The 18606-nt window shown below is 42.2% G+C and carries 20 protein-coding genes; 8 read left to right on the top strand and 12 right to left on the bottom strand.

Going from position 1 to position 18606, the window contains the following annotated elements:
• Positions 1-204 precede the first annotated feature (204 nt).
• The 3 genes from HWQ58_RS26730 to HWQ58_RS26720 form a co-directional block, all read right to left on the bottom strand.
• Positions 205-1089 (bottom strand): alpha/beta hydrolase, encoded by an 885-nt coding sequence (locus HWQ58_RS26730; protein ID WP_292869583.1) that lies wholly within the window; start codon positions 1087-1089, stop codon positions 205-207.
• 174 nt (positions 1090-1263) lie between these two features.
• Positions 1264-1779, bottom strand: a complete 516-nt coding sequence (locus HWQ58_RS26725) for a pyridoxamine 5'-phosphate oxidase family protein (protein WP_292869580.1) — start codon at positions 1777-1779, stop codon at positions 1264-1266.
• A gap of 162 nt (positions 1780-1941) precedes the next feature.
• Positions 1942-2598, bottom strand: a complete 657-nt coding sequence (locus tag HWQ58_RS26720) for a DUF3386 domain-containing protein (protein WP_292869577.1) — start codon at positions 2596-2598, stop codon at positions 1942-1944.
• 100 nt (positions 2599-2698) lie between these two features.
• Between HWQ58_RS26720 and HWQ58_RS26715 the strand changes: the two genes are divergently transcribed.
• A complete protein-coding gene (locus HWQ58_RS26715; protein WP_292869574.1) occupies positions 2699-3370 on the top strand; it encodes a LuxR C-terminal-related transcriptional regulator in 672 nt (223 codons plus the stop codon).
• A gap of 510 nt (positions 3371-3880) precedes the next feature.
• The gene (locus HWQ58_RS26710; protein ID WP_292869572.1) at positions 3881-4558 is read left to right on the top strand and encodes a hypothetical protein; all 678 of its coding nucleotides are present in this window, start codon (positions 3881-3883) and stop codon (positions 4556-4558) included.
• 272 nt (positions 4559-4830) lie between these two features.
• Here HWQ58_RS26710 and HWQ58_RS26705 read toward each other — a convergent pair whose 3' ends face one another.
• Together HWQ58_RS26705 and HWQ58_RS26700 are read right to left on the bottom strand one after the other, a co-directional pair.
• The gene (locus HWQ58_RS26705) at positions 4831-6348 is read right to left on the bottom strand and encodes a BamA/TamA family outer membrane protein (protein WP_292869569.1); all 1518 of its coding nucleotides are present in this window, start codon (positions 6346-6348) and stop codon (positions 4831-4833) included.
• A 72-nt stretch (positions 6349-6420) separates the two neighbouring features.
• On the bottom strand, positions 6421-7230 hold the full coding sequence (locus HWQ58_RS26700; protein WP_292869623.1) for a DUF3598 family protein: 810 nt from the start codon (positions 7228-7230) through the stop codon (positions 6421-6423).
• A gap of 132 nt (positions 7231-7362) precedes the next feature.
• Between HWQ58_RS26700 and HWQ58_RS26695 the strand changes: the two genes are divergently transcribed.
• Positions 7363-7623, top strand: a complete 261-nt coding sequence (locus tag HWQ58_RS26695) for a hypothetical protein (RefSeq protein WP_292869566.1) — start codon at positions 7363-7365, stop codon at positions 7621-7623.
• A gap of 14 nt (positions 7624-7637) precedes the next feature.
• Here HWQ58_RS26695 and HWQ58_RS26690 read toward each other — a convergent pair whose 3' ends face one another.
• Positions 7638-8540, bottom strand: coding sequence for an ABC transporter permease (locus HWQ58_RS26690; RefSeq protein WP_292869563.1), 903 nt, complete (start codon positions 8538-8540; stop codon positions 7638-7640).
• Between the two features lie 490 nt (positions 8541-9030).
• Between HWQ58_RS26690 and HWQ58_RS26685 the strand changes: the two genes are divergently transcribed.
• The gene (locus tag HWQ58_RS26685; protein ID WP_292869560.1) at positions 9031-9318 is read left to right on the top strand and encodes a Mo-dependent nitrogenase C-terminal domain-containing protein; all 288 of its coding nucleotides are present in this window, start codon (positions 9031-9033) and stop codon (positions 9316-9318) included.
• 620 nt (positions 9319-9938) lie between these two features.
• Here the strand turns inward: HWQ58_RS26685 and HWQ58_RS26680 are convergent.
• Entirely contained in the window at positions 9939-10517 is a 579-nt protein-coding gene (locus HWQ58_RS26680; protein ID WP_292869557.1) for a hypothetical protein, read from the bottom strand.
• A 200-nt stretch (positions 10518-10717) separates the two neighbouring features.
• Positions 10718-11383: an SDR family oxidoreductase gene (locus HWQ58_RS26675; protein ID WP_292869622.1), complete on the bottom strand. Its 666-nt coding sequence runs from the start codon at positions 11381-11383 to the stop codon at positions 10718-10720.
• Between HWQ58_RS26675 and HWQ58_RS26670 the strand changes: the two genes are divergently transcribed.
• On the top strand, positions 11288-11491 hold the full coding sequence (locus HWQ58_RS26670; protein WP_292869629.1) for a hypothetical protein: 204 nt from the start codon (positions 11288-11290) through the stop codon (positions 11489-11491). The two genes, HWQ58_RS26675 and HWQ58_RS26670, sit on opposite strands and share 96 nt — an antisense overlap.
• Before the next feature lie 240 nt (positions 11492-11731).
• On the opposite strand, the gene HWQ58_RS26665 is transcribed toward HWQ58_RS26670, so the two are convergent.
• The gene (locus HWQ58_RS26665; protein WP_292869554.1) at positions 11732-11869 is read right to left on the bottom strand and encodes a hypothetical protein; all 138 of its coding nucleotides are present in this window, start codon (positions 11867-11869) and stop codon (positions 11732-11734) included.
• A gap of 72 nt (positions 11870-11941) precedes the next feature.
• On the opposite strand from HWQ58_RS26665, the gene HWQ58_RS26660 reads away from it, so the two are divergent.
• From HWQ58_RS26660 to HWQ58_RS26650, 3 genes are read left to right on the top strand one after another with little or no spacing between them, the layout of a single operon-like run.
• On the top strand, positions 11942-12295 hold the full coding sequence (locus HWQ58_RS26660; RefSeq protein ID WP_292869551.1) for a hypothetical protein: 354 nt from the start codon (positions 11942-11944) through the stop codon (positions 12293-12295).
• 12 nt (positions 12296-12307) lie between these two features.
• Positions 12308-12871, top strand: a complete 564-nt coding sequence (gene def, locus HWQ58_RS26655) for a peptide deformylase (protein ID WP_292869548.1) — start codon at positions 12308-12310, stop codon at positions 12869-12871.
• Positions 12872-12882: 11 nt separating this feature from the next.
• The gene (locus HWQ58_RS26650; RefSeq protein WP_104908675.1) at positions 12883-13086 is read left to right on the top strand and encodes a hypothetical protein; all 204 of its coding nucleotides are present in this window, start codon (positions 12883-12885) and stop codon (positions 13084-13086) included.
• Between the two features lie 62 nt (positions 13087-13148).
• Here HWQ58_RS26650 and HWQ58_RS26645 read toward each other — a convergent pair whose 3' ends face one another.
• The 3 genes from HWQ58_RS26645 to HWQ58_RS26635 all read right to left on the bottom strand — a co-directional run bounded on the left by HWQ58_RS26645 (position 13149) and on the right by HWQ58_RS26635 (position 18578).
• Positions 13149-16667, bottom strand: coding sequence for an NB-ARC domain-containing protein (locus tag HWQ58_RS26645; RefSeq protein ID WP_292869543.1), 3519 nt, complete (start codon positions 16665-16667; stop codon positions 13149-13151).
• A gap of 198 nt (positions 16668-16865) precedes the next feature.
• The gene (locus tag HWQ58_RS26640) at positions 16866-18224 is read right to left on the bottom strand and encodes an efflux RND transporter periplasmic adaptor subunit (protein WP_292869540.1); all 1359 of its coding nucleotides are present in this window, start codon (positions 18222-18224) and stop codon (positions 16866-16868) included.
• A gap of 135 nt (positions 18225-18359) precedes the next feature.
• Entirely contained in the window at positions 18360-18578 is a 219-nt protein-coding gene (locus tag HWQ58_RS26635) for a hypothetical protein (RefSeq protein ID WP_292869537.1), read from the bottom strand.
• Between the last annotated feature and the right edge of the window lie 28 nt (positions 18579-18606).

The following is an 18606-nucleotide window of genomic DNA, read 5'->3' as shown; positions in this document are numbered from 1 at the left end:
AATTTCCTTTCTCTATGCAGAAAGTCCAAAAACCCCTCCCTTGTACCCCTCTGCTCTCCCGGTGAGCGTTAGGGTTTCCTGCCATAGACCTCTGCCCCTGAAGCGGACAATCATGATAAGTCTTTAACCGGACATGATATGATTCCAGTCATTGTCTATTGTAACGAGATTACTTTGGTTGACTATAAAAATATCTTTTAATTCTCAAAGATACCGCTGCAATAGACCAATAAAAACTTCTGGTATTTCCAAGTGAGGTAATATTCCGGTATCTGCGATCGCATAAAAATCTCGAATTGCTCTTGTATTTAAATTTGCCAAGCGTTGTCCTAATTTGATGTCGGTAAATTGTGCTTTTTCTCCCCAAAAAATGACTGTGGGAACTGTTAATTGTTGGATATATAAACTCAGATCGAAGTAAAGATCGCCCCGCAAAAATGCCAAAGCAGCAAACTTGGCATTAGGTTGTTGTGCCGAGGTTAAATAAGCCTCTACCATTTCTTGAGATACTCGCTGTGACTTAGCAAAGAGAAAACTTTGTAAAAAATTTCGGACTGCAATTTCATTTTCAGCACCAAGCATATAAATAAAATTGTCCAACAGAGGCGCATTAATTACCGAAAGCGGAAGTCTGCGTCCAGCACCCTGCCCAAAATCATCAAATCCAGAAGGGGAAACCAAAAACAGTGATTTGAATAAATTGGGTTGAACAATAGCTAGGCGGATAGCAAAAGCGGCTGTGAGAGATGAGGCTACCACTGTCACCGGCTGGCGACAAGTTTGGATGATAAACTCTGCGATCGTACTGAGATAATCCCTAATTTTATAATCCCGAACTGGATGGGCCGATTCTCCCCAGCCGATGAGATCGGGGGCTAAAATGCGGTAATTAGAGGCAAAAGCTGGGTAAACTTTAGACCATTCATAAGCAGACGCTCCCCCACCAAAGTTATGGAGAAATAATAATGGGGGTAAATCTTCAGTGTCAGCAATCGCCCAAGGTGCATTCGTTTGGGTATAGTAAACCATTGCCCCCAAGAATGTATGGATGACTTTATGTCCAAAGCCAGGAGGTTGAAACTGAAGCATAAAATTAAAAAGTTTAGTTTATTTGAATTTGCATACAGTCAAACTAATTCAGGAATCAAAATACATTTGTCTGAATATTTCAAGAATCAGGAGAACATTTGATGAATCAATATATCAATTCCTGCTAAATTCTAGCTTCTGACTCTTGGGTGCTAAATTCTTGCAATTCATAATTCATAGTTTACCCTTGTTTTTTTCGGCATCTCCTGTAATTTGAACGAGTTGATGAAGGTTATCGCCACTAATATGATATGCTCCCCCAAAACCAACTACAAAACGACCTTCACTGGGAGTTAGCCGGAAAATCCGAAAGTCAGATAAGCCGCGCAAAACCTCGATAATGTCACCAAACCGCCTTTGAAATTGCTCAACAATTTGATTCCAATTGTCCGTTTCACGCTCTATCAAAGTTGCCGTACAATCAAAACTCAAACGACGACGCGCAAAAATTAGATTACTTTTAGCTTCATCCTCGATAAACAAGACACTAACATGAGGATTGGCATAAAGATTTTTGGTATGAATCGAAAGACCACTGACGTAAATGTAGATATTTTTGGAATCATCCATTACAAAGGGAGCATAACTAGCATTGGGTATTGCTTGTGCGCTCACAGTGCTAATAATTACACTCTCCAATGCTTCAGGAAACTTTTCATACTCAGCTTGAATGTTTTCAAGTTGACTCATAAGTAGATTACCGCTTGATTAGGAACACCTAATAAAGTATCTTAACGTGATTGAGCGATGTCTAGGATGGGCTACAGCTACGCATGGAATGCCCAAAAAATAAAAGCGATCGCTCCCTTTAACTCAAGAGCGATCGCTAATTTTTGAATTACAGAATACAGCTTAAGCAGCAACAGGTTCCAACAATTTAATGTCAGAGAAAATAAATTCCTGAGTAGAAAATTGTCCTGCTGTCTCGGTGCGAATCTCCCGACGATTTAGGATGAAATAGTCACCAACTTTTTCATACTCATCAATAAATTCGCTTCTACCGCCCTTCTGTTCCCCAGTTTTCGGGTCATTGTACACAGAGTCATAGGTATGGGATAGATAACCTTCCCCAGTGTCATGACTGCTGAAGGTGTCAATGGTAACAAAAGTACCGTGGATTAGACGGTGAACATGGCAGACTTCATTATTGCGAACTTTGTATTTATCGCCTTCAGCCTTACCACCCATTAAAAGCTCAACCGCACCAGTTTCGTCAGTTTTACCATAGCTAAACGTATTGGCGCTGTGGGTGTCTTCAAAGCTGCGGCGGATGCGGTGAATTGCTATCTCCCAGGCTTGACCATGAATTGCTTTCTGGGCTGACTCATCATCTACATCCAAAACTTCGGCTTTGAGATTGGCACTGATGATAACTTTGCCTGTAAACACTTTATCATCATGCTTAAAGGTAATATTTGCGGTATAACCAGGGAAATTCTTATCCCAAGTATAGCGGTTTTCATAAGCAGCCCGGAAAAGTTCCTGAGCAGAGAGTTGTGTAACTGTCATGTGCTTCTCCTAGTCGCTACTGTAATTAGCGTTTTAGTTTCCTTGGTATTAGCATAGAAGTAATTGTTGAGGCTTGGATAGTCCCCAACTGGGTACACTTATGGCTAATTCTCTACACGCTGTATTTCATGCGATCGCTAATGTCCAGAATGAGCAAGAGTTAAGACTTGCTCTGACGGATCAAATTAGCGAGCATTTTGGCGTGCAAAATTGGGGTATTTATCTCCTAGATGAGCAGCCAAGCACTGAGATTAATGTTACAGGCATTCCGGCAGTATGCTTAGAGAGCAATCCAGTGGGACGCTATGTGGTTGAGCGTCATGCTCCCGCCCACGAACAGTTATTATTATCGCCAGGAGACTGGAAGCATTTTTGTTCGCGTTCCGACCACGAACACGTGATGACTGGGCCAATTGTTTGCGATGGTCGTCTTGTAGGAACGCTTAACTTGGCACGTGACAAGGGAAATCCTGCCTTTAATGGCAACGATTTAGCTGACTTGAGTGCTTTATGTATTCATTTGTCAGCAAAAATGGCAACCCTACGGACAAAACCCAAAATATCCCATTCCCTTTTAGTAAGTCCTCTAACAGCGCGTGAGTTAGAAATTGCCGAGTTAGTAGCACAGGGGTTAACGAATGCGGAAATTGGAGAAAAACTTTGGATTACGCAAAATTCCGTCAAACAAGCTTTGAAGAGGATGTTTCGGAAGTTGAAGGTTTCGGCGCGTGCAGAAATGGTGGCAAAGCTACAAGATATACAAGTTTCTTGAAGGGGGCAGGAGGAAAAATGATGCATGATATCGTGTCCGGTTAAAGACTTATCATTAAGACCGCTCCAGGAGCAGGGGTGCAGAGGGGCAGAAAGGAGGGGTTTTTGGGCTTTCTGCATAGATTTGGGAATTATAACTAATTAGCCGCACATGATATGAAAACTTTAATTCTGGGTATAAAATCCAGTTTTAAAAGAAGAATTATATTCAGTAGAGTGTAGCGAGATACAATTCTTCTTACTTCAATCTCACGCTTTTAAACGTGGGTTATTCCTGCCTTCTGCCTCCATGCCCCCTGCCCCCTACCTCCTACCTTCTGTTATAAAGACTCTAACTGATGCTAATCTAAGATTGTAAAACCAAATTCGATAAAAACTTTTGTTTTTGACAGTTTTATTTTTTGGACAATAGTAATATAAGTCGTGGATAAAGTCTTTGACAATTAAGACTTGGTTATGATTTAAGTAAGTTCTAGAGAACTTAGTTAGTTTTTTTAACAGGAGAAGTAGGGTGCTTAACAACCTTCATCAGTTATTATCTCCCCGGAAGTGGGGAATTCCCCTCGCGGGCTTAGGCTTACTTCTCGGTTTGGGCCTTATATCCAAACAAACTCATGTAACATCATTTACAGATTCTCGATTCTCATCGGCTCAGATTCACAAAACCTCCGAAAACTCTCTTTTGTCGCAGCTTAGAAAAGTTCGAGAGCAAAGAAGTCAACTTAATGCGGCTTCTGGAGGCGGAAACACAGCACCTATAGTCACAGCATTGGTTCCAGGCGATCAGGGAACTACAAAAAGCGCCAGAGTTTTACCAAAAACAAATTTTCCTGTAAAAGATGGGATTTACCTCTATGGTCAATCCCCAAAACCCAACCAGCTTGGTCAAGGTTATATCATATTTCAAAAGCAGCAGGACAAGGTAAAGGGTGCATTGTATATGCCCCAATCAGAGTTGAATTGTTTTCAGGGTACAATCAACCCATCAGGAGAATTGGCAATGACGGTTAATACTTCGTCAAATGAAGCCAGTTCTGAGCAATCAAATCAGGTAGCTACAAGCAATAGACTGCCCCAGGTTAGTGATGATGAGTCAAATTCTTATGCTTACTCCTTGGCTCTGGAAGACTTTTATCGGTTAAATTCGATCGCTGCTAGCGATCGCCGCACGTTACAAATGTGCAAGTAATCTCCAATATCTTGAATTATGTCCTTTTGGACTAGACATACTCAAGCAGCTTTTTAGAATGAAATCGCCCTGAGTGTGTTATTAAGCAATCTTCAGTAGTTTTCTACTACACATCGGCAAAAATAAACTACCCCTTCGGGTTCGGCAGTTCCTCATGGGGGGAACCCCCAAGACCGGACTGCCTCACCATTCTAAATCGCTCAAAGCCGCGAAATTCGAGCTTTTTGACTTTTGACTTCCGCGCAGCGGTACTAGGGCTTTTTTGCCACCCGTTAAAATCGCTGACCTGTAGTAACTTCAAATCTAAGTTCTCCTTGATCGCTAATTCCTAAGTCACCTCGAATTAGCCCAAAGGATGACTTGACGCGCAATCCTAAGCCGTAACCAAAGCCACTTCCAGGTTTATTTCGTAGCACTCCTGGTTCTCCTAGCACGGTTTCGCTAGACCCGAAATCTGAGGCGAAGTCAGTGAAAAGAACTCCTCCGATTGAGTAAAAAATTGGGAAACGATATTCCACAGAAGCTAAACCATAACTCCGACCACTGGCAACTTTTCCATAACCGTAACCCCTGACAGAATCTAGTCCACCAATATTAAAAGCATCAGCTGGTGGAAAGTTTCCAAGAGTCGTACCAATTTGCAAATTAATCGCCAACATTTCTGGATTGTCGGTTGGTCTACCATTACCTATCCAACTGACTGGTAAATACTGAATATAATCTCCCTGTAGGCGGTTGCTAGAAATATTGCCCAGTCCAATCGGAATTGCTTGTTCTGTGCTGAGAGTGAGGATTGATCCTTGAGTCGGATTTTCTCGGCGATCGCGTTGATCTCTGGATACAGCAAATGATACTGTAAATAAGTCATCAATGCCAGTACCGCTCACAGATAAAGGACTCCCTAATCTATCGACCTGTGCGACATTATATTCGCGATCGCGTAAGCTAATTCTGGTATAATTCAAACTTATAGCCGCATCCCACTCATTAAAAGATCGTAAAACTCCTACAGAACCGCCAAACCTTCCCTCGCGTACTTTGTCACCGGTAGATAATCTGATATCTTCGTTGAAGGTTCCCGATATATTACGATTACGAAAAGCTCTGATGCTGTAGCCTAAGCGGTTTGGTTCTTCAGGACGATAACGACTAGTGAACTGACCATTAAATTGGACATCTTTACCGCTGATTTGCACAGTTGTATCTAATTTATCGTTAAGACCGCTGATATTTTCATCTTTATAACCCACCCGACCGAATAATCCAACATCTTCGTTACTACCGCCTCCTAATATTAGAGAAGGGAAGTTACGCTCTTTAATTTCATAGATGAGATTAACGCTGTTGGCATCTTCTTGTCGATAAACATTGACTTCATTAAATGACTCTAATCTCCGCAATCGTTGCAAGTCTGCTTCCAGTAAATCTTCACGGAATACCTGACCAGGTTTAAGTTTCAGCAGACCAATGATGAAATCTTTTCGAGTTCGTCCTTTGATCGGCTGACCTTTTTCATCGAGCAATTGATCTTTGTTATTAACAAAACGAATCTGGATATCTTTGACAATTCTTTGGGAAATTTGGGAAAACTCCACAGACTGGGTATCTACTGGAGTTAATCCGATATAATCAGCATATTTTGCATACCCTCCCTCTATCTCTAATGTCGATGTTGCCACAATACTACTAAGGCCATCTTTAGTAGAAGATTGCGAGTCTGCAACGGCCTTTAGATTTTCTCCAGCTATTAAGATGACTGCGATCGCAACTACAGCTATTTGAATATACATAAATAAAGCTTTGTCATTACCCACATTTTGGCAACAGTTAAATATTTGACAAGTAATCAAGCGCAGATGATATCAAAGCTTTCTTTCTTCAGTAACTAATGTCAAACTAACCCATTCGCCTTTCTCGTTGTAGCTGCGAATCATCCGTCGGCGCAGGTTTGGCTGGATTAACCAACCCACTTCTATAAAAAATGGTTGGCGTAACTGCACTTTGAGAGGTGATGTTGCAGAAGCACCATCTGGTAAAAATAATACTTGCACCTGCTTTTGGGGGTCTTGGTCAAAGAGAACAATCGGGTCTTTAATGGTAGCAGTTGAGGTAATTGTGCGTTCTGCAAAAGAGGTACTTTGAATTAATCGCCCAGCATCATCAAGTTGTAATTTGAAGATTGTAGAGTAAGTATCAGGCGATCGCAAATCTGGATATATTGTTACTGCTTGACCTTGCCATTCTCCCAACAAATCATTTATCTGCAAAGTTGGACGTTCTGCTACTAGGGTTCTGGCGAGATGTTCTCGAATTAAAATTAATTCCTTTAGCTGACCAGTATTATCAAACAGTTGCACCAGACGCAAGCGGCGATTTTCATGAACTAAAGCGAGTTCTGCACCAAATTCGGAAAATGGCCCTAGCTGAATTAAACCTTCTGAAAATGAACCATTTTCAAAAAACAGCAGACCCCCTCCCACAGAATTAAATTCTCTGATTATATCTTGTCCCGAACGGCTCAGAGTTAGACGCACTTTCTGGCTATTGTTCAAACCTTCTAGGGAAAGACGACTAGGAGTATCATTCAAAAGTGTTCCTTGGGGAGAAAAATTAGTAAATGAACCTTCCCAAACACCAAGATTCTGCAAAAAACATTCCCATTGTGATTTCATAGTGATTTTGTCATTTGTCATTGGTCATTTGTCATTGGTCATTGGTCATTTGATTAGCCCTGTTAAGTTGATATATAGGTTTAATTTCATATTCGTTCAAGCAAAACTTCAGTTATTCTTTTAAAATTTTTTTTGAAAATTTCGAGTTCAGAGGTCAAAGTTCCGGGTTTAGAGGTCGAAGTTCCGGGTTTAGAGGTCGAAGTTCCGAGTTCAGAAGTCGGAGTTCTGAGTTTAGAGGTCAAAATTCCGAGTTCAGAGGTCAAAATTCCGAGTTCAGAGGTCAAAATTCCGAGTTCAGAGGTCGAAGTTCCGAGTTCAGAAGTCGAAGTTCTGAGGTCAGAGGTCAAAATTCCGAGTTCAGAGGTCGAAGTTCCAAGTTCAGAGGACAAATGACCAATGACAAAGGACTATCTTTTAGCAAAACGTCGGACAGCAAATAAGCTCCCCATTAATCCTACAGCTGCACCGAAACCCAAAAGGATCAGAGGCAATAATAAAATTTCTGCTGGAGTGAGTTGCACTCTGTTGGTGATGACTTGGATAAACTCAGGTTGATTGACTAGTAACTTACCGAGAAACTGTTGAATCACAGAAATGAAACTCCAAGCGATCGCACCACCAACCAAACCAAAGGCAATTCCTTGTAGAATAAACGGGAGGTAAATCCAAACAGAAGTCGCTCCCACTAGCTGCATAATTTCAATTTCCTGGCGACGCGCCATGACAATCAGCCTAATTGTGGTGGTAGTCACTGCGATCGCTGTTAAAGTCAGAATAATCGTAATTGTTAAACTAATCCAGTTCAGGCCTCGGTGCAACTGGGCAATGCGTTTAACAGCTTCATCGACATACTGCACCGTCTCAACTCCTCGTAATTTAGCCAACTGCGTTGCTAAGGTTGGTACAACTTGAGAATTACCCGCTTTCACCTTCATCTCATCAACCAGAGGATTCTCACCTAGCTGCTGGGTAGCACCCTCAATATCAGAAATTCTCATTTCCTTAACTAACTTAGTCCAAGCTTCTTGTTTGGTAATGGTTTTTATCGCCGCCACCTCTGGCATTTTAGCGATTAGTGGCTCAATATTTTCGATTTGAGTATCCGGTTCGAGATAAACTGATACTTCTAGCTGGCTACCAAACTGATAGAGGAGTTTTTCGACTTGCCAAGAGGTTTGCAAACTCAAGCCAAATAAAAACAATAACACTGTTACAGTACTTACAGCTGCCCAATTCATCCAACCTCCCCGCAGTAAACCGAGGAAAGTTTCTTTGAGCAGATAGTCAAGTTTCGTGAAAGATTTAAACACACATCACCTCAAAATTTGAACTTAACGCCAAGGCACTAAGTTCAGCTTTTGCGTCTTTGCGTCAATAACACCACTATTTATAGTCAATGGTGCAAAGTTTGCCAATACATCAGCTTTTATCCATTGTGACTTTTTTCCTCTGTCTTCCTGCTGTCTCGAGCATTTACCTAATCTTTATACCATTTCCCACAGATATACTCATTATTGCTTTTAACAGTTATTGATAATAATTGACTAGTACGCCACGGCGTAAAGAGAGCAACCATTTAAAATCCCTAAAAAGCCCATTCCATAATACTTTTGACTTTTGACCTTTGACTTTTGACTTCCGCCTTGCGGTACTAGCTGTTCTGCTTTCTAAGCAATTTTACTGTTCTTTAAACTTGACTTCCAAAAAGGGGGAAAATAGTTTGGTAATTATACGATGTTTTTCTCTAAAGTTCGGAGTAATTTTATAGGAGTAACAGATTGATTAAAGGAAAGTTAAACTATGAGCTTCTTAAATAAAGCCAATTTGAGCAATACCTTATTAAACCAGATTCGCTCTCAGCTTGAGTCCGTAGAAATACATAATTCTAATCTGGCCAGACTATTGTGCAAAATAATTCCTTCCCATTGCCCTTTTGAAAGAACTGTTACAGTTCTCGGTCGGACTATATTTCAGATTCCACCTTTGTGCAAATTGAACCCTCTCTACGAACAGCTAGTTAGTCTTCGTTTTAAGTGTTTATTGTATTTAGTCAATGAATGTGGTGAGGATGCTAGAAAATATTGTTAAGCATAGGTTTCTATGAATAAAAATAGATTGAAGAAATATTTTTAGGAATAAAATTGTATAGGAATCCTAGTTGCAATCAGATGTGAATACAAAATAGGCTGGCGAACGACTTACAATCGATGAAATGTTTTGAGTTTCACCCAATTTTGTGTTCATGCTGTTGGTGAATTATTTCCTGACATTTGAGCAGTAAAGACTTTTCACCATAGTTGTTATACCAATTTGAAAAAAGAATGTGACACATACATACTCCTAAACCTTTGTTCTGTCTGGCTTTCTTAATTTTGAATGAGAGAATTTTGAATTGGTATTACCCTGCTAGATATGTTTGTTCAAGCAAATTTAGACGATCGCCAATTATCATCGCAGTGGCAAGACGGAACCTTACCTTGGGAGCTAACTTAGATTGTCTGCTGTGACGACGATTGTGTTATAAGGCAGCTTTGCCATGCGAAGCCAGGTTTCAAGCTCCATACAGACTGGGCTAATGCTCGGTAGCCCCCATAGAGAAAGGGCAGTGTATAAAGTAATCATTTTAATCAACCTCTATGATTTATCTTGGCGTTCAAGCAACGCTGGTTTTAGCCTTGAATCTTGGAAAACCAGCGTTTTACCGCAGGTTACTTGACAGGAGTAATTTTCGCCGAGTAGAGATGCCATCTACGCTGCTCTGGAGTTGAGCCAGGAACATCATTGACTCGTCGCAGCACATAGCTGCCGCGAAATCGCTGCGGGGTTCCATTGGTGGCGATCGCAGTCACAGTAACCGGAATCTCAATGTAGATTGAGCCTGCACCTGGGTCTGGTTTACCGGGTTTTCCAACTTCTACAGCAACGGATGTGGTGTTGGCAAAACCCTGCTTGAACTGCTCAAATGACTGCTTGCTAGCAGCGCCATTTCCATCCCAAGCTGAATAAGCTTGTTTATAGTCTTGACGGGCGATCGCACTGTAATAGTCACGAATCACTTGGACTGCTTGCTGCTCAGGCGGCTTGGTATTAGCAGCGCTTTGCGTAGGAGAAACCGATGCTGGAGTCGGACTGGACGCGATCAGATTTGCAACCGATGGGGTATTGGCAGGTGGCTGCGATTTAACAGAGGCATTACAGCCTGTGATGGCGATCGCAATTAGCATTCCTCCAAAGGCTATACGGTGCTGTTTTAACCAGATATATAAATAGAAGTAAATCTTTAACAAAGATACCTCCTTGGGATTCTGTATACTAGAAATGCAATCAATACAACCATTGACAATTTTATATGAGTATGCGCTTCTAATCTTGACTTGTAGCCCAAAAAGCTAAAAATATCTCTGGCTAAAGGTTTCAGCATCCTTGCAGTTAGTCTATCGCTCATTGCTGAGGATTGATATTTACAGTTGGCTACACCTAGAGGTAGTTAGGCGCTGAATCCTCCATCAATCATTAGGTTTGCACCAGTGATGTAAGCTGCCTCAGACCCAGCTAGATAAGCGACCATCCCTGCAACCTCCTCAACAGTGCCGTAGCGGGGCAGTGCTAGCTGCTTTTTGAGCATCTCGGCAAACTCACCCTCTGGGGGATTCATATCCGTAGCGATCGGCCCTGGCTGGACGTTATTGATCGTAATTCCACGCGGGCCGAGGTCACGCGCCAGCCCTTGCACAAGCCCTTGCAAAGCAGATTTGCTCATGGCATAAACAGAGGCGCCGGCAAATGGGACACGTTCGGCGTTGGTGCTACCAATGTTGATGATGCGTCCGCCTTCTTGCATGTGCTTGACTGCGGCTTGGGTTGCCACAAATACGGCACGCACGTTAATAGCAAAGATGCGATCAAAGTCTGCAAGTGTGAAATCATCGATAGGGGACATCATCGCTACACCTGCATTATTCACAAGGATATCAATGCCACCCAATTTCTCTACTGTCTGTTCAACAGCAGCCACCACCTCACTAGCTTCAACGCTGTTGGCTTGGATGTCCAAAGCTTGAACACCGAGCGCCTGGACTGCCTGCGTGATTTCCTTGGCGCGATCGGGCGAGCTGGTGTAGGTGAAAGCTATATCAGCACCTTCAGTTGCCAAACGCTTAACGATGGCGGCCCCGATACCGCGACTGCCTCCGGTGACGAGTGCGCGTTTATTTTTGAGTGTGTAGTTCATATTCAATACCGTGGATTAAAAATTGGATAAAATGCTTAGCGTCTAATGGGTAAAAGCTGCAAATGCCGTAACAACCTAATCTACTCGTCGTGAAAGTCGCAATTGATCGGAATATATTTTTGCATTGCTGTTCCTTTCGTAGTTGACTACTCTAGGAATACCAACCTGTAAAATGTTACCCAACAGTACCCTCAGAGAAATTATAGGGTGCATCAAGCTTTTGGGGGAAGCCGTCAAGTTAATCACTTTTACGAATTAGTAATTATTTGGTCAAACTTCTGCTTCACTCGATAAAACTTTTGTCACTTCAAAAACTGTATGGGGACTTTTGAAGGTTAACCGTGCTTCTGGTTTCTGGAGTGCCACCATAGTTTTTACATGTTCGCATTCGTCATCACGGATGTTCACAAACACGTCGTTAGCTCGACTTTATCCAAAATTAAGAACTCGCTTTCTTTATCCGGCAAAAACCCTAGCTTTTTGGCAAATACTTTTTCCACGTCACAGATTATAGATGAAGTTAAAAAAGTAAAACTACTGTCCTACAAAGGTTTCAGCTTAAGCAATCGCGTTGCGAAAAAAATGGATAAAGTCGAGGTTAGAGGATGTTTAAAAAGTATTATTGCTAACAAAACAACCTCAAAGACTAACTCCCTAACAAGCTTTCCTGACAAAAAAGTAAGGGTTTCACAGCCTCTCCTCCTTGGCGTCAGGCTGCCGTTAGGCAAGCAAACAGAGGAATGGCAACTGGGTTTTTGGTATACTCTAGGACTTTTTAAACATCCTCTAACTGAGATTGATAGAATGAAAAGAGTAGGAATTTGCACCATCTAGCCATCGAGACTCATGCCCTCTGAAATTGCTGTCGAGAAAAAAAAGTTAAAAAATCCACCTTTGGAGCTTCATTATTTAGGCGATCGCGTGCTGCGTCAAGCTGCAAAACGGATTTCTAAGGTTGATGACGAACTTCGCCAAATAGTGCGCGAAATGCTGCAAACTATGTACAGCAAAGATGGCATTGGTTTGGCTGCGCCCCAAGTGGGAATTCACAAACAATTAGTTGTCATCGACCTAGAACCAGAAAACGCAGCTAATCAGCCTTTGGTGTTGATTAACCCCACCATTAAACAAGTCAGCCGCGACATCTCTGTTGCCCAAGAAGGATGCTTGAGCATTCCCAACGTATATCTAGACGTGAAGCGCCCCGAAGTCGTAGAAATTGCCTATAAAGACGAGTACGGTCGTCCTCTGACATTAAAGGCTAATGACCTTCTGGGACGCTGCATTCAGCATGAGATGGATCACCTTAACGGCGTGGTATTTGTAGACCGTGTAGAAAACTCCTTGACTTTAGCCCAGGAGCTATCTAAGAATGGCTTCTCGTATCAAGCGGTGAAACCAATAGCATAGGAGGGGCAATAGTGTATTTAACTCCAAAAAGCAGTTTATTTCTGGGTGGTTCTTGTGTAAGTGCGATCGCCGCCGTCGGTTCAATTTTTGAACTCGGTTACGGACAACCAGATTTTGGTGTCACAGCCACGGCAATTATCCTGGTATTGAGCATTCCACTCACAGGATTATTTTTCTTTGCCGCAGTGAAGGACGCAAGGGCTAACATAAAATAAGCATCAGGTACATAAAAAAGGTAAAAGGATGAAGGAAAAGGCAAAATTCATTCTTTTACCTTTTATTTTTGCTCTGGATCTTCCACTGCCCCTAAAGCTTTGAGCGTCACTAACTGCGCTGTGGTTAACCCTGTAACCCCGGTGATATTCATTTTTTCGTAGGGTCGTGGCGATCGCAGTGTTCTTAGGCATTCACCCGTTAATACATCCCAAAGCTTAATTGTCTCATTTTGGCTACCACTAATCAGGGTTTGACCATCGGCACTAAAGGCAACTGACTTTACCCAATTAGCTCCCTGCAAAGTTTTCAGGCACCTGCCATTATAGACATCCCATAATTTTATCGTTTGGTCTTCACTGGCACTAGCTAAAATTTGACCATCGGGACTAAAGGCAACTGACCAGACTCGATTAGTATGTTCTTGCAAGGTTGTCAAGCACTTGCCCATGTAAACATCCCATAACTTTACTGTTTGGTCATCACTGCCACTAGCTAAAGTCTGACCATCTGGGCCAAAAGTAACTGACCTGATCCGATTGCTGTGTCCCTCCAAAATATGGAGACATTCTCCTGTATAAATATTCCATAACCTGACTCTTTGGTTTTCACTACCACTAGCTAAAGTTTGACCATCGGGACTAAAGGCAACCGATCTTACCCAACTGGTATGCCCTTTCAAGGTTTGGAGACATCTTCCGGTGTAGACATCCCATAATTTCACTGTTTGGTCGTCACTGCCGCTAGCTAAAATTTGACCATTGGGACTAAAAGCAACTGACCTAATTCGATTGGTATGTTCCTGCAATTTTTTCAAGCATTGCCCCGTGTGAACATCCCATAATTTAATTGTTTGTTTTTCGCTGCCGCTAGCTAAAATTTCACCATCAGGACTGAAGGCAATCGAACGTACCCAACTGTTATGCCCCTCCAAAATTTTGAGAAACTTATCGTTACGGACATCCGATAATTTCACTGTTTGCTTTTCACTGCCGCTAGCTAAAATTTGACCATCGGGACTGAAGGCAACTGACCTTACTCGATTGCTATGCCCTTGCAAGGTTGTCAAGGACTTACCATCTTGGACATTCCATAATTTAACTGTTTGGTTTTCACTACCACTAGCTAAAGTTTGACCATCGGGACTGAAAGCAACTGACCTTACCCGATTGGTATGTCCCTGAAAGGTTTTCAGACTTTTACCATCACGAAGATCCCATAATTTCACACTTTGGTCGTCACCACCGCTAGCTAAAGTTTGACCATCGGGACTGAAGGCAACCGACCAGACTCGATTAGTATGTCCCTGCAAGGTTTTCAGACATTTACCATCACGAAGATCCCATAATTTCACAGTTTGGTCGTCACTGCCTGTAGCTAAAATTTCACCATTGGGACTAAAAGCAACTGACCTTACCCAACTGCTATGCCCCTGCAAGATTTTCAGGCATTTCCCATTGCGGACATTCCATAACTTCACTGTTTGCTTTTCACTGCCACTAGCTAAAGTTTGACCATCGGGACTGAAGGCAACTGACATAATTCGATTGGTATTCCCCTGCAAAGTTATCAGACATTTGCCGGTGTGGACATTCCATAACTTCACTGTTTGGTCTTCACTGCCACTAGCTAAAGTTTGACCATCGGGGCTAAAGGCAACTGACCTTACCCAATTGCTATGTCCGTTCAAGGTTTTCAGGCATTTACCGTCACGAACATCCCATAACTTCACTGTTTGGTCATCACTGCCACTAGCTAAAGTTTGACCATCGGGACTAAAAGCAACTGATTTTACCCAACTACTATGTCCAATACAGGTAAAAAGCAGCTTTCCATCGTCAACTTGCCACAAGTAAGTCTTGCCATCAGCATCACCCGTAGCCAAAAGTTTTCCATTCGGGCTAAATGCTACTGACGAAACACTAATTAATGTTTCGGAAAAAACGGACTTAGCTAAATCAGCATTGGTAAAATTTACTCGATGCAAATTCACACTTTGTAAATATGCTTGCCAAATAGTCAGATTAGAAAAGTCATAGCCGCTAAAATCAATTTGTAATTGACAAAGAATATTTAATAGATTTCCACCTGCATATCCTGCTGTTTGGGGAATTTGTCGCAGGGACAATAAAATTTGATATAGATGATGTTCAATATTTCTAGCATATCTAAAAATAGTTGATAACCTATCTATAATTGGTTTGATAATTAGGGTAATCTGAGTGTTTCTAATATAATCTTTGGCCGTAGCTTCCATTAAAGCATGGCTGATAAATAGTCTAATATTACAAGTGGTAATTTCGTGGCAAATCTGTTCAATCAGCTGGTCAGTCATGTATTCCATGACCACAGACTGGAGGGTGAAAAGTGCTGTTCTTTGTTCAATTAGCGATCGCCTCCGTAGTGATTCTAGCGCTTCCATCACTTCCCTTTTGGGCAAGGTACGCACAATATCATTTAGCAATTCGTCGAGAGAAACTAACTCGCGCTTAATTGCTAGCCAATAAATTATTTCCTTTTCGATCTCTGACAACCGCTGAAATTGCTGGTCTAGTAAATTTCGGGTATCACCAAAAATTATTTCTCCTTCAGCCAGAAAAGCAGCGATATCACCATCAAATAACTCCCGAATTGGCTCAGAAACGAGCTTTAATGCTAAAGGATTGCCTGAATACTTCTCAACTAGCTTGGCCCATTCTTCTTGTGAGCCAAATAACCCTTTATCTTGGAGAACTTCTTGCCCTTCTGTTTCTCCTAAGCCAACTAATGATAATGTTCTGACTGGTGATGCTTCTCCTTCTAAAGGTGCAAATTCTTTTGGTTTTTCGCGAGATGTTAACACCAAACAGCTTTGATGTGGTTCTTCCCCTACCCGTCTAAGTAGTTGACCATAATCTTCATATTCTTGTCTATATTGTCCAGCGCGATCGCCTTCTTGTAAAATTGTCTCTGTATTATCCAATACCACCAGACAACGACGCTCTCGTAAATAATTAATCAGCAGCGTTACTCTACCATCTACGCTTTCTGGCAAATCTGTTTCTTGCTGATCGGATAAAAACCCGATCAGGTTCGCTAACATCTCTGCAACAGGTGGCGCATTGCGGAGACTTCGCCAAATCAAATACTCAAAATTCTCCTGAACTTCCTTTGCCAGTTTCACAGATAAAGCAGTTTTGCCGATTCCGCCCATTCCCAATATTGCCACTAGTTGGCAGTTATCCTCGATTAGCCACTGCGTTAGCTGAGACAATTCTGCTACACGTCCATAAAAAACGCAGACACCAGGCGCTTCACCCCAATCTTGGCGGTTTTGGGTAATATTCAGTAAAGATGCTTGATACTCAGATTCTATAACTTGTTGTAACTTAGTGAGCTTGCCTGGGCCACTACCAGTAACATTAAATTTCTTGTAAACTTCGCTTAATCTTTTGCGTACTGCCTCGGCGCTGATTGCCAATTTATTAGCGATCGCATTTGGCGAATGTCCCTCAACAGCATATAAAAACACTTCGAGCTCGCTGCTAGACAAGCACCGTTTTTCGGCTAAAGCTAAAAGAACGTTTTCGGGAATGACACTCATACTCACACAAAGACACATTACAAACAAATGTTATCTCACATAGTGAGATAACATTATTGCCAATCTGGTATCCCCTCAAGATTGCGGGGTAAACATTTGCTGCTCTGGGAATGTTTTCTTAGGCTTTGTGGTTCTTTTTCTGACGGGATGGGCAATCGCACGGATGAGTTTAGTGTACTTCACTTAGATGCATTGAGTCTACTTTCTTTGTGCAACTGGCTGCACGCGCAAGCCCTCTGTCTCATCAACCGTAGGAGTGGCAATCAGCGATTCATTTCCTGTCAGACCTGATGTAATCTCTACTTCAGTACCATAATCTCGCCCAACAGCAACTTTTTGATAATGCACTGTGTGGTCTTTGGTTACAGTTGCTACCTGCGTACCTCCGGCATTAACAACTAAGGCACTATCTGGCACGATAAAAGGAGGATTAGTGCGGTTAATCGCAAATCTGACATTGGCATACATCCCAGGTCGCAGCGTCGCATCTAAATTCTGCACTTCTAATTGTGTCAGCAAAGTGCGAGTCGTTGGATCTATGGCATTGCTAGTACGGATTACTTTACCCGTAAACACTCGTTGGGGTAACTCTCTGACTGTAATTTGTGCTGTTTGTCCAGTTTGAAGTGACTGTGATAAACTCTGGGGAACACTCACATTTACGTTTAGATTGTCATAAGCAGCAATAGTATAAAGGCTGGTATTGCTAGTGTTGGTGTTGCTGGTACTGGTACTGGTACTGGTGTTGCCATTACCTGCTGAAATTAAAACACCTGTATTGACGTTACGTGCAGTAATCACTCCTGCAAAAGGAGCAGTGACTTTCTTATAAGACTGCAATACGGTATTACGCTGGAAGTTTGCTTGACTTGCGTAGGCGTTAGCTTGTGCTGCTTTGATGTTGGCAGAATCAGAATTAATAGTGTTTTGTGCTGCCTCAACGCTGGCAAGATTAGCTTGATATGTAGCATATTTTGTATCTGCATCTTGTTGAGGTACTGCACCTTGCTTGACAAGAACTTGCCAGCGCTGCCAACTCTGACGTGCGATCAATAGATTAGCACGGGCTTGCTTCAAATCAGAAATACTTTTAGCTAAATTAGCACGAGTTTGAGCTACATTAGCTTGTGCTTGCACTACCTCTGCCTTCGCTTGCAGAACTTGCTGATCGGTCTCTGGTGAATCAATTTCTGCCAACAACTGACCGGCTTGGACGCGATCGCCAATATCTGCGTACCACCGCCGTAAATAACCAGTACTGCGAGCGTAGATGGTCGTTTGGTTTAGGGCTACAACACTGCCAGGTAGTTCCAATTTGGTAGCACCAGTAGCGCGACGGGGAGTGATTACGTTGATAGAAGGTAGGGTGCTTGCTTCCTTGACTGCTGCTTGTAATTCTGACTTTTGACTTAATCGGGGTAGAATGCCTATGGCCAGTAAGCTACCAAAAAAAACAGCACCAATTACAGCCCAACCAATTGCACCGATGCCGCGCCTGTTTTTTTTAGAAGTCGTTTGTTGTTCAGAATCAGGAGATGGACGATGTTGAGAATCCATAGGTAAACTGTCCTGTATTATCTAAAAAAGCAAAAATTTAGCAGCTAGAGTCATTACCATTATTAGATTTTTTGCAAAAGTGGGATAAGGGGTAAGAGGTAAAGGGGAAAGCGGCTCAGAAAAAACCCTTTCCCTTTAACCTTTTCCCTTTCCCTTACGGTGTACACACAAGTTTTTGACCTGCACCTTTATTGCATTGACCTGCACCTTTGTTGCATCGACTTGCACCTTTGTTGCATTGACCTGCACCTTTGTTGCATCGACTTGCACCTTTGTTGCATTGACCTGCACCTTTGTTGCATCGACTTGCACCTTTGTTGCATTGACTTGCACCTTTGTTGCATTGACTTGCAAAAATTAATCTACCCTACGTTACTTAGTA

Origin of the sequence: Nostoc sp. LPT (assembly GCF_017115165.1) — a bacterium.
Classification (GTDB): domain Bacteria; phylum Cyanobacteriota; class Cyanobacteriia; order Cyanobacteriales; family Nostocaceae; genus Nostoc.
Note: the sequence above shows the minus strand (reverse complement) of the source record. Positions and strands in the feature narration are given on the sequence as shown.

Excerpts from the sequence above, each read along its gene's own strand:
- HWQ58_RS26730 (WP_292869583.1), bottom strand. The coding sequence starts at position 1,089 with ATGCTTCAGTTTCAACCTCCTGGCTTTGGACATAAAGTCATCCATACA.
- HWQ58_RS26725 (WP_292869580.1), bottom strand. The coding sequence starts at position 1,779 with ATGAGTCAACTTGAAAACATTCAAGCTGAGTATGAAAAGTTTCCTGAA.
- HWQ58_RS26720 (WP_292869577.1), bottom strand. The coding sequence starts at position 2,598 with ATGACAGTTACACAACTCTCTGCTCAGGAACTTTTCCGGGCTGCTTAT.
- HWQ58_RS26715 (WP_292869574.1), top strand. The coding sequence starts at position 2,699 with ATGGCTAATTCTCTACACGCTGTATTTCATGCGATCGCTAATGTCCAG.
- HWQ58_RS26705 (WP_292869569.1), bottom strand. The coding sequence starts at position 6,348 with ATGTATATTCAAATAGCTGTAGTTGCGATCGCAGTCATCTTAATAGCT.
- HWQ58_RS26700 (WP_292869623.1), bottom strand. The coding sequence starts at position 7,230 with ATGAAATCACAATGGGAATGTTTTTTGCAGAATCTTGGTGTTTGGGAA.
- HWQ58_RS26685 (WP_292869560.1), top strand. The coding sequence starts at position 9,031 with ATGAGCTTCTTAAATAAAGCCAATTTGAGCAATACCTTATTAAACCAG.
- def (WP_292869548.1), top strand. The coding sequence starts at position 12,308 with ATGCCCTCTGAAATTGCTGTCGAGAAAAAAAAGTTAAAAAATCCACCT.
- HWQ58_RS26645 (WP_292869543.1), bottom strand. The coding sequence starts at position 16,667 with ATGAGTGTCATTCCCGAAAACGTTCTTTTAGCTTTAGCCGAAAAACGG.
- HWQ58_RS26640 (WP_292869540.1), bottom strand. The coding sequence starts at position 18,224 with ATGGATTCTCAACATCGTCCATCTCCTGATTCTGAACAACAAACGACT.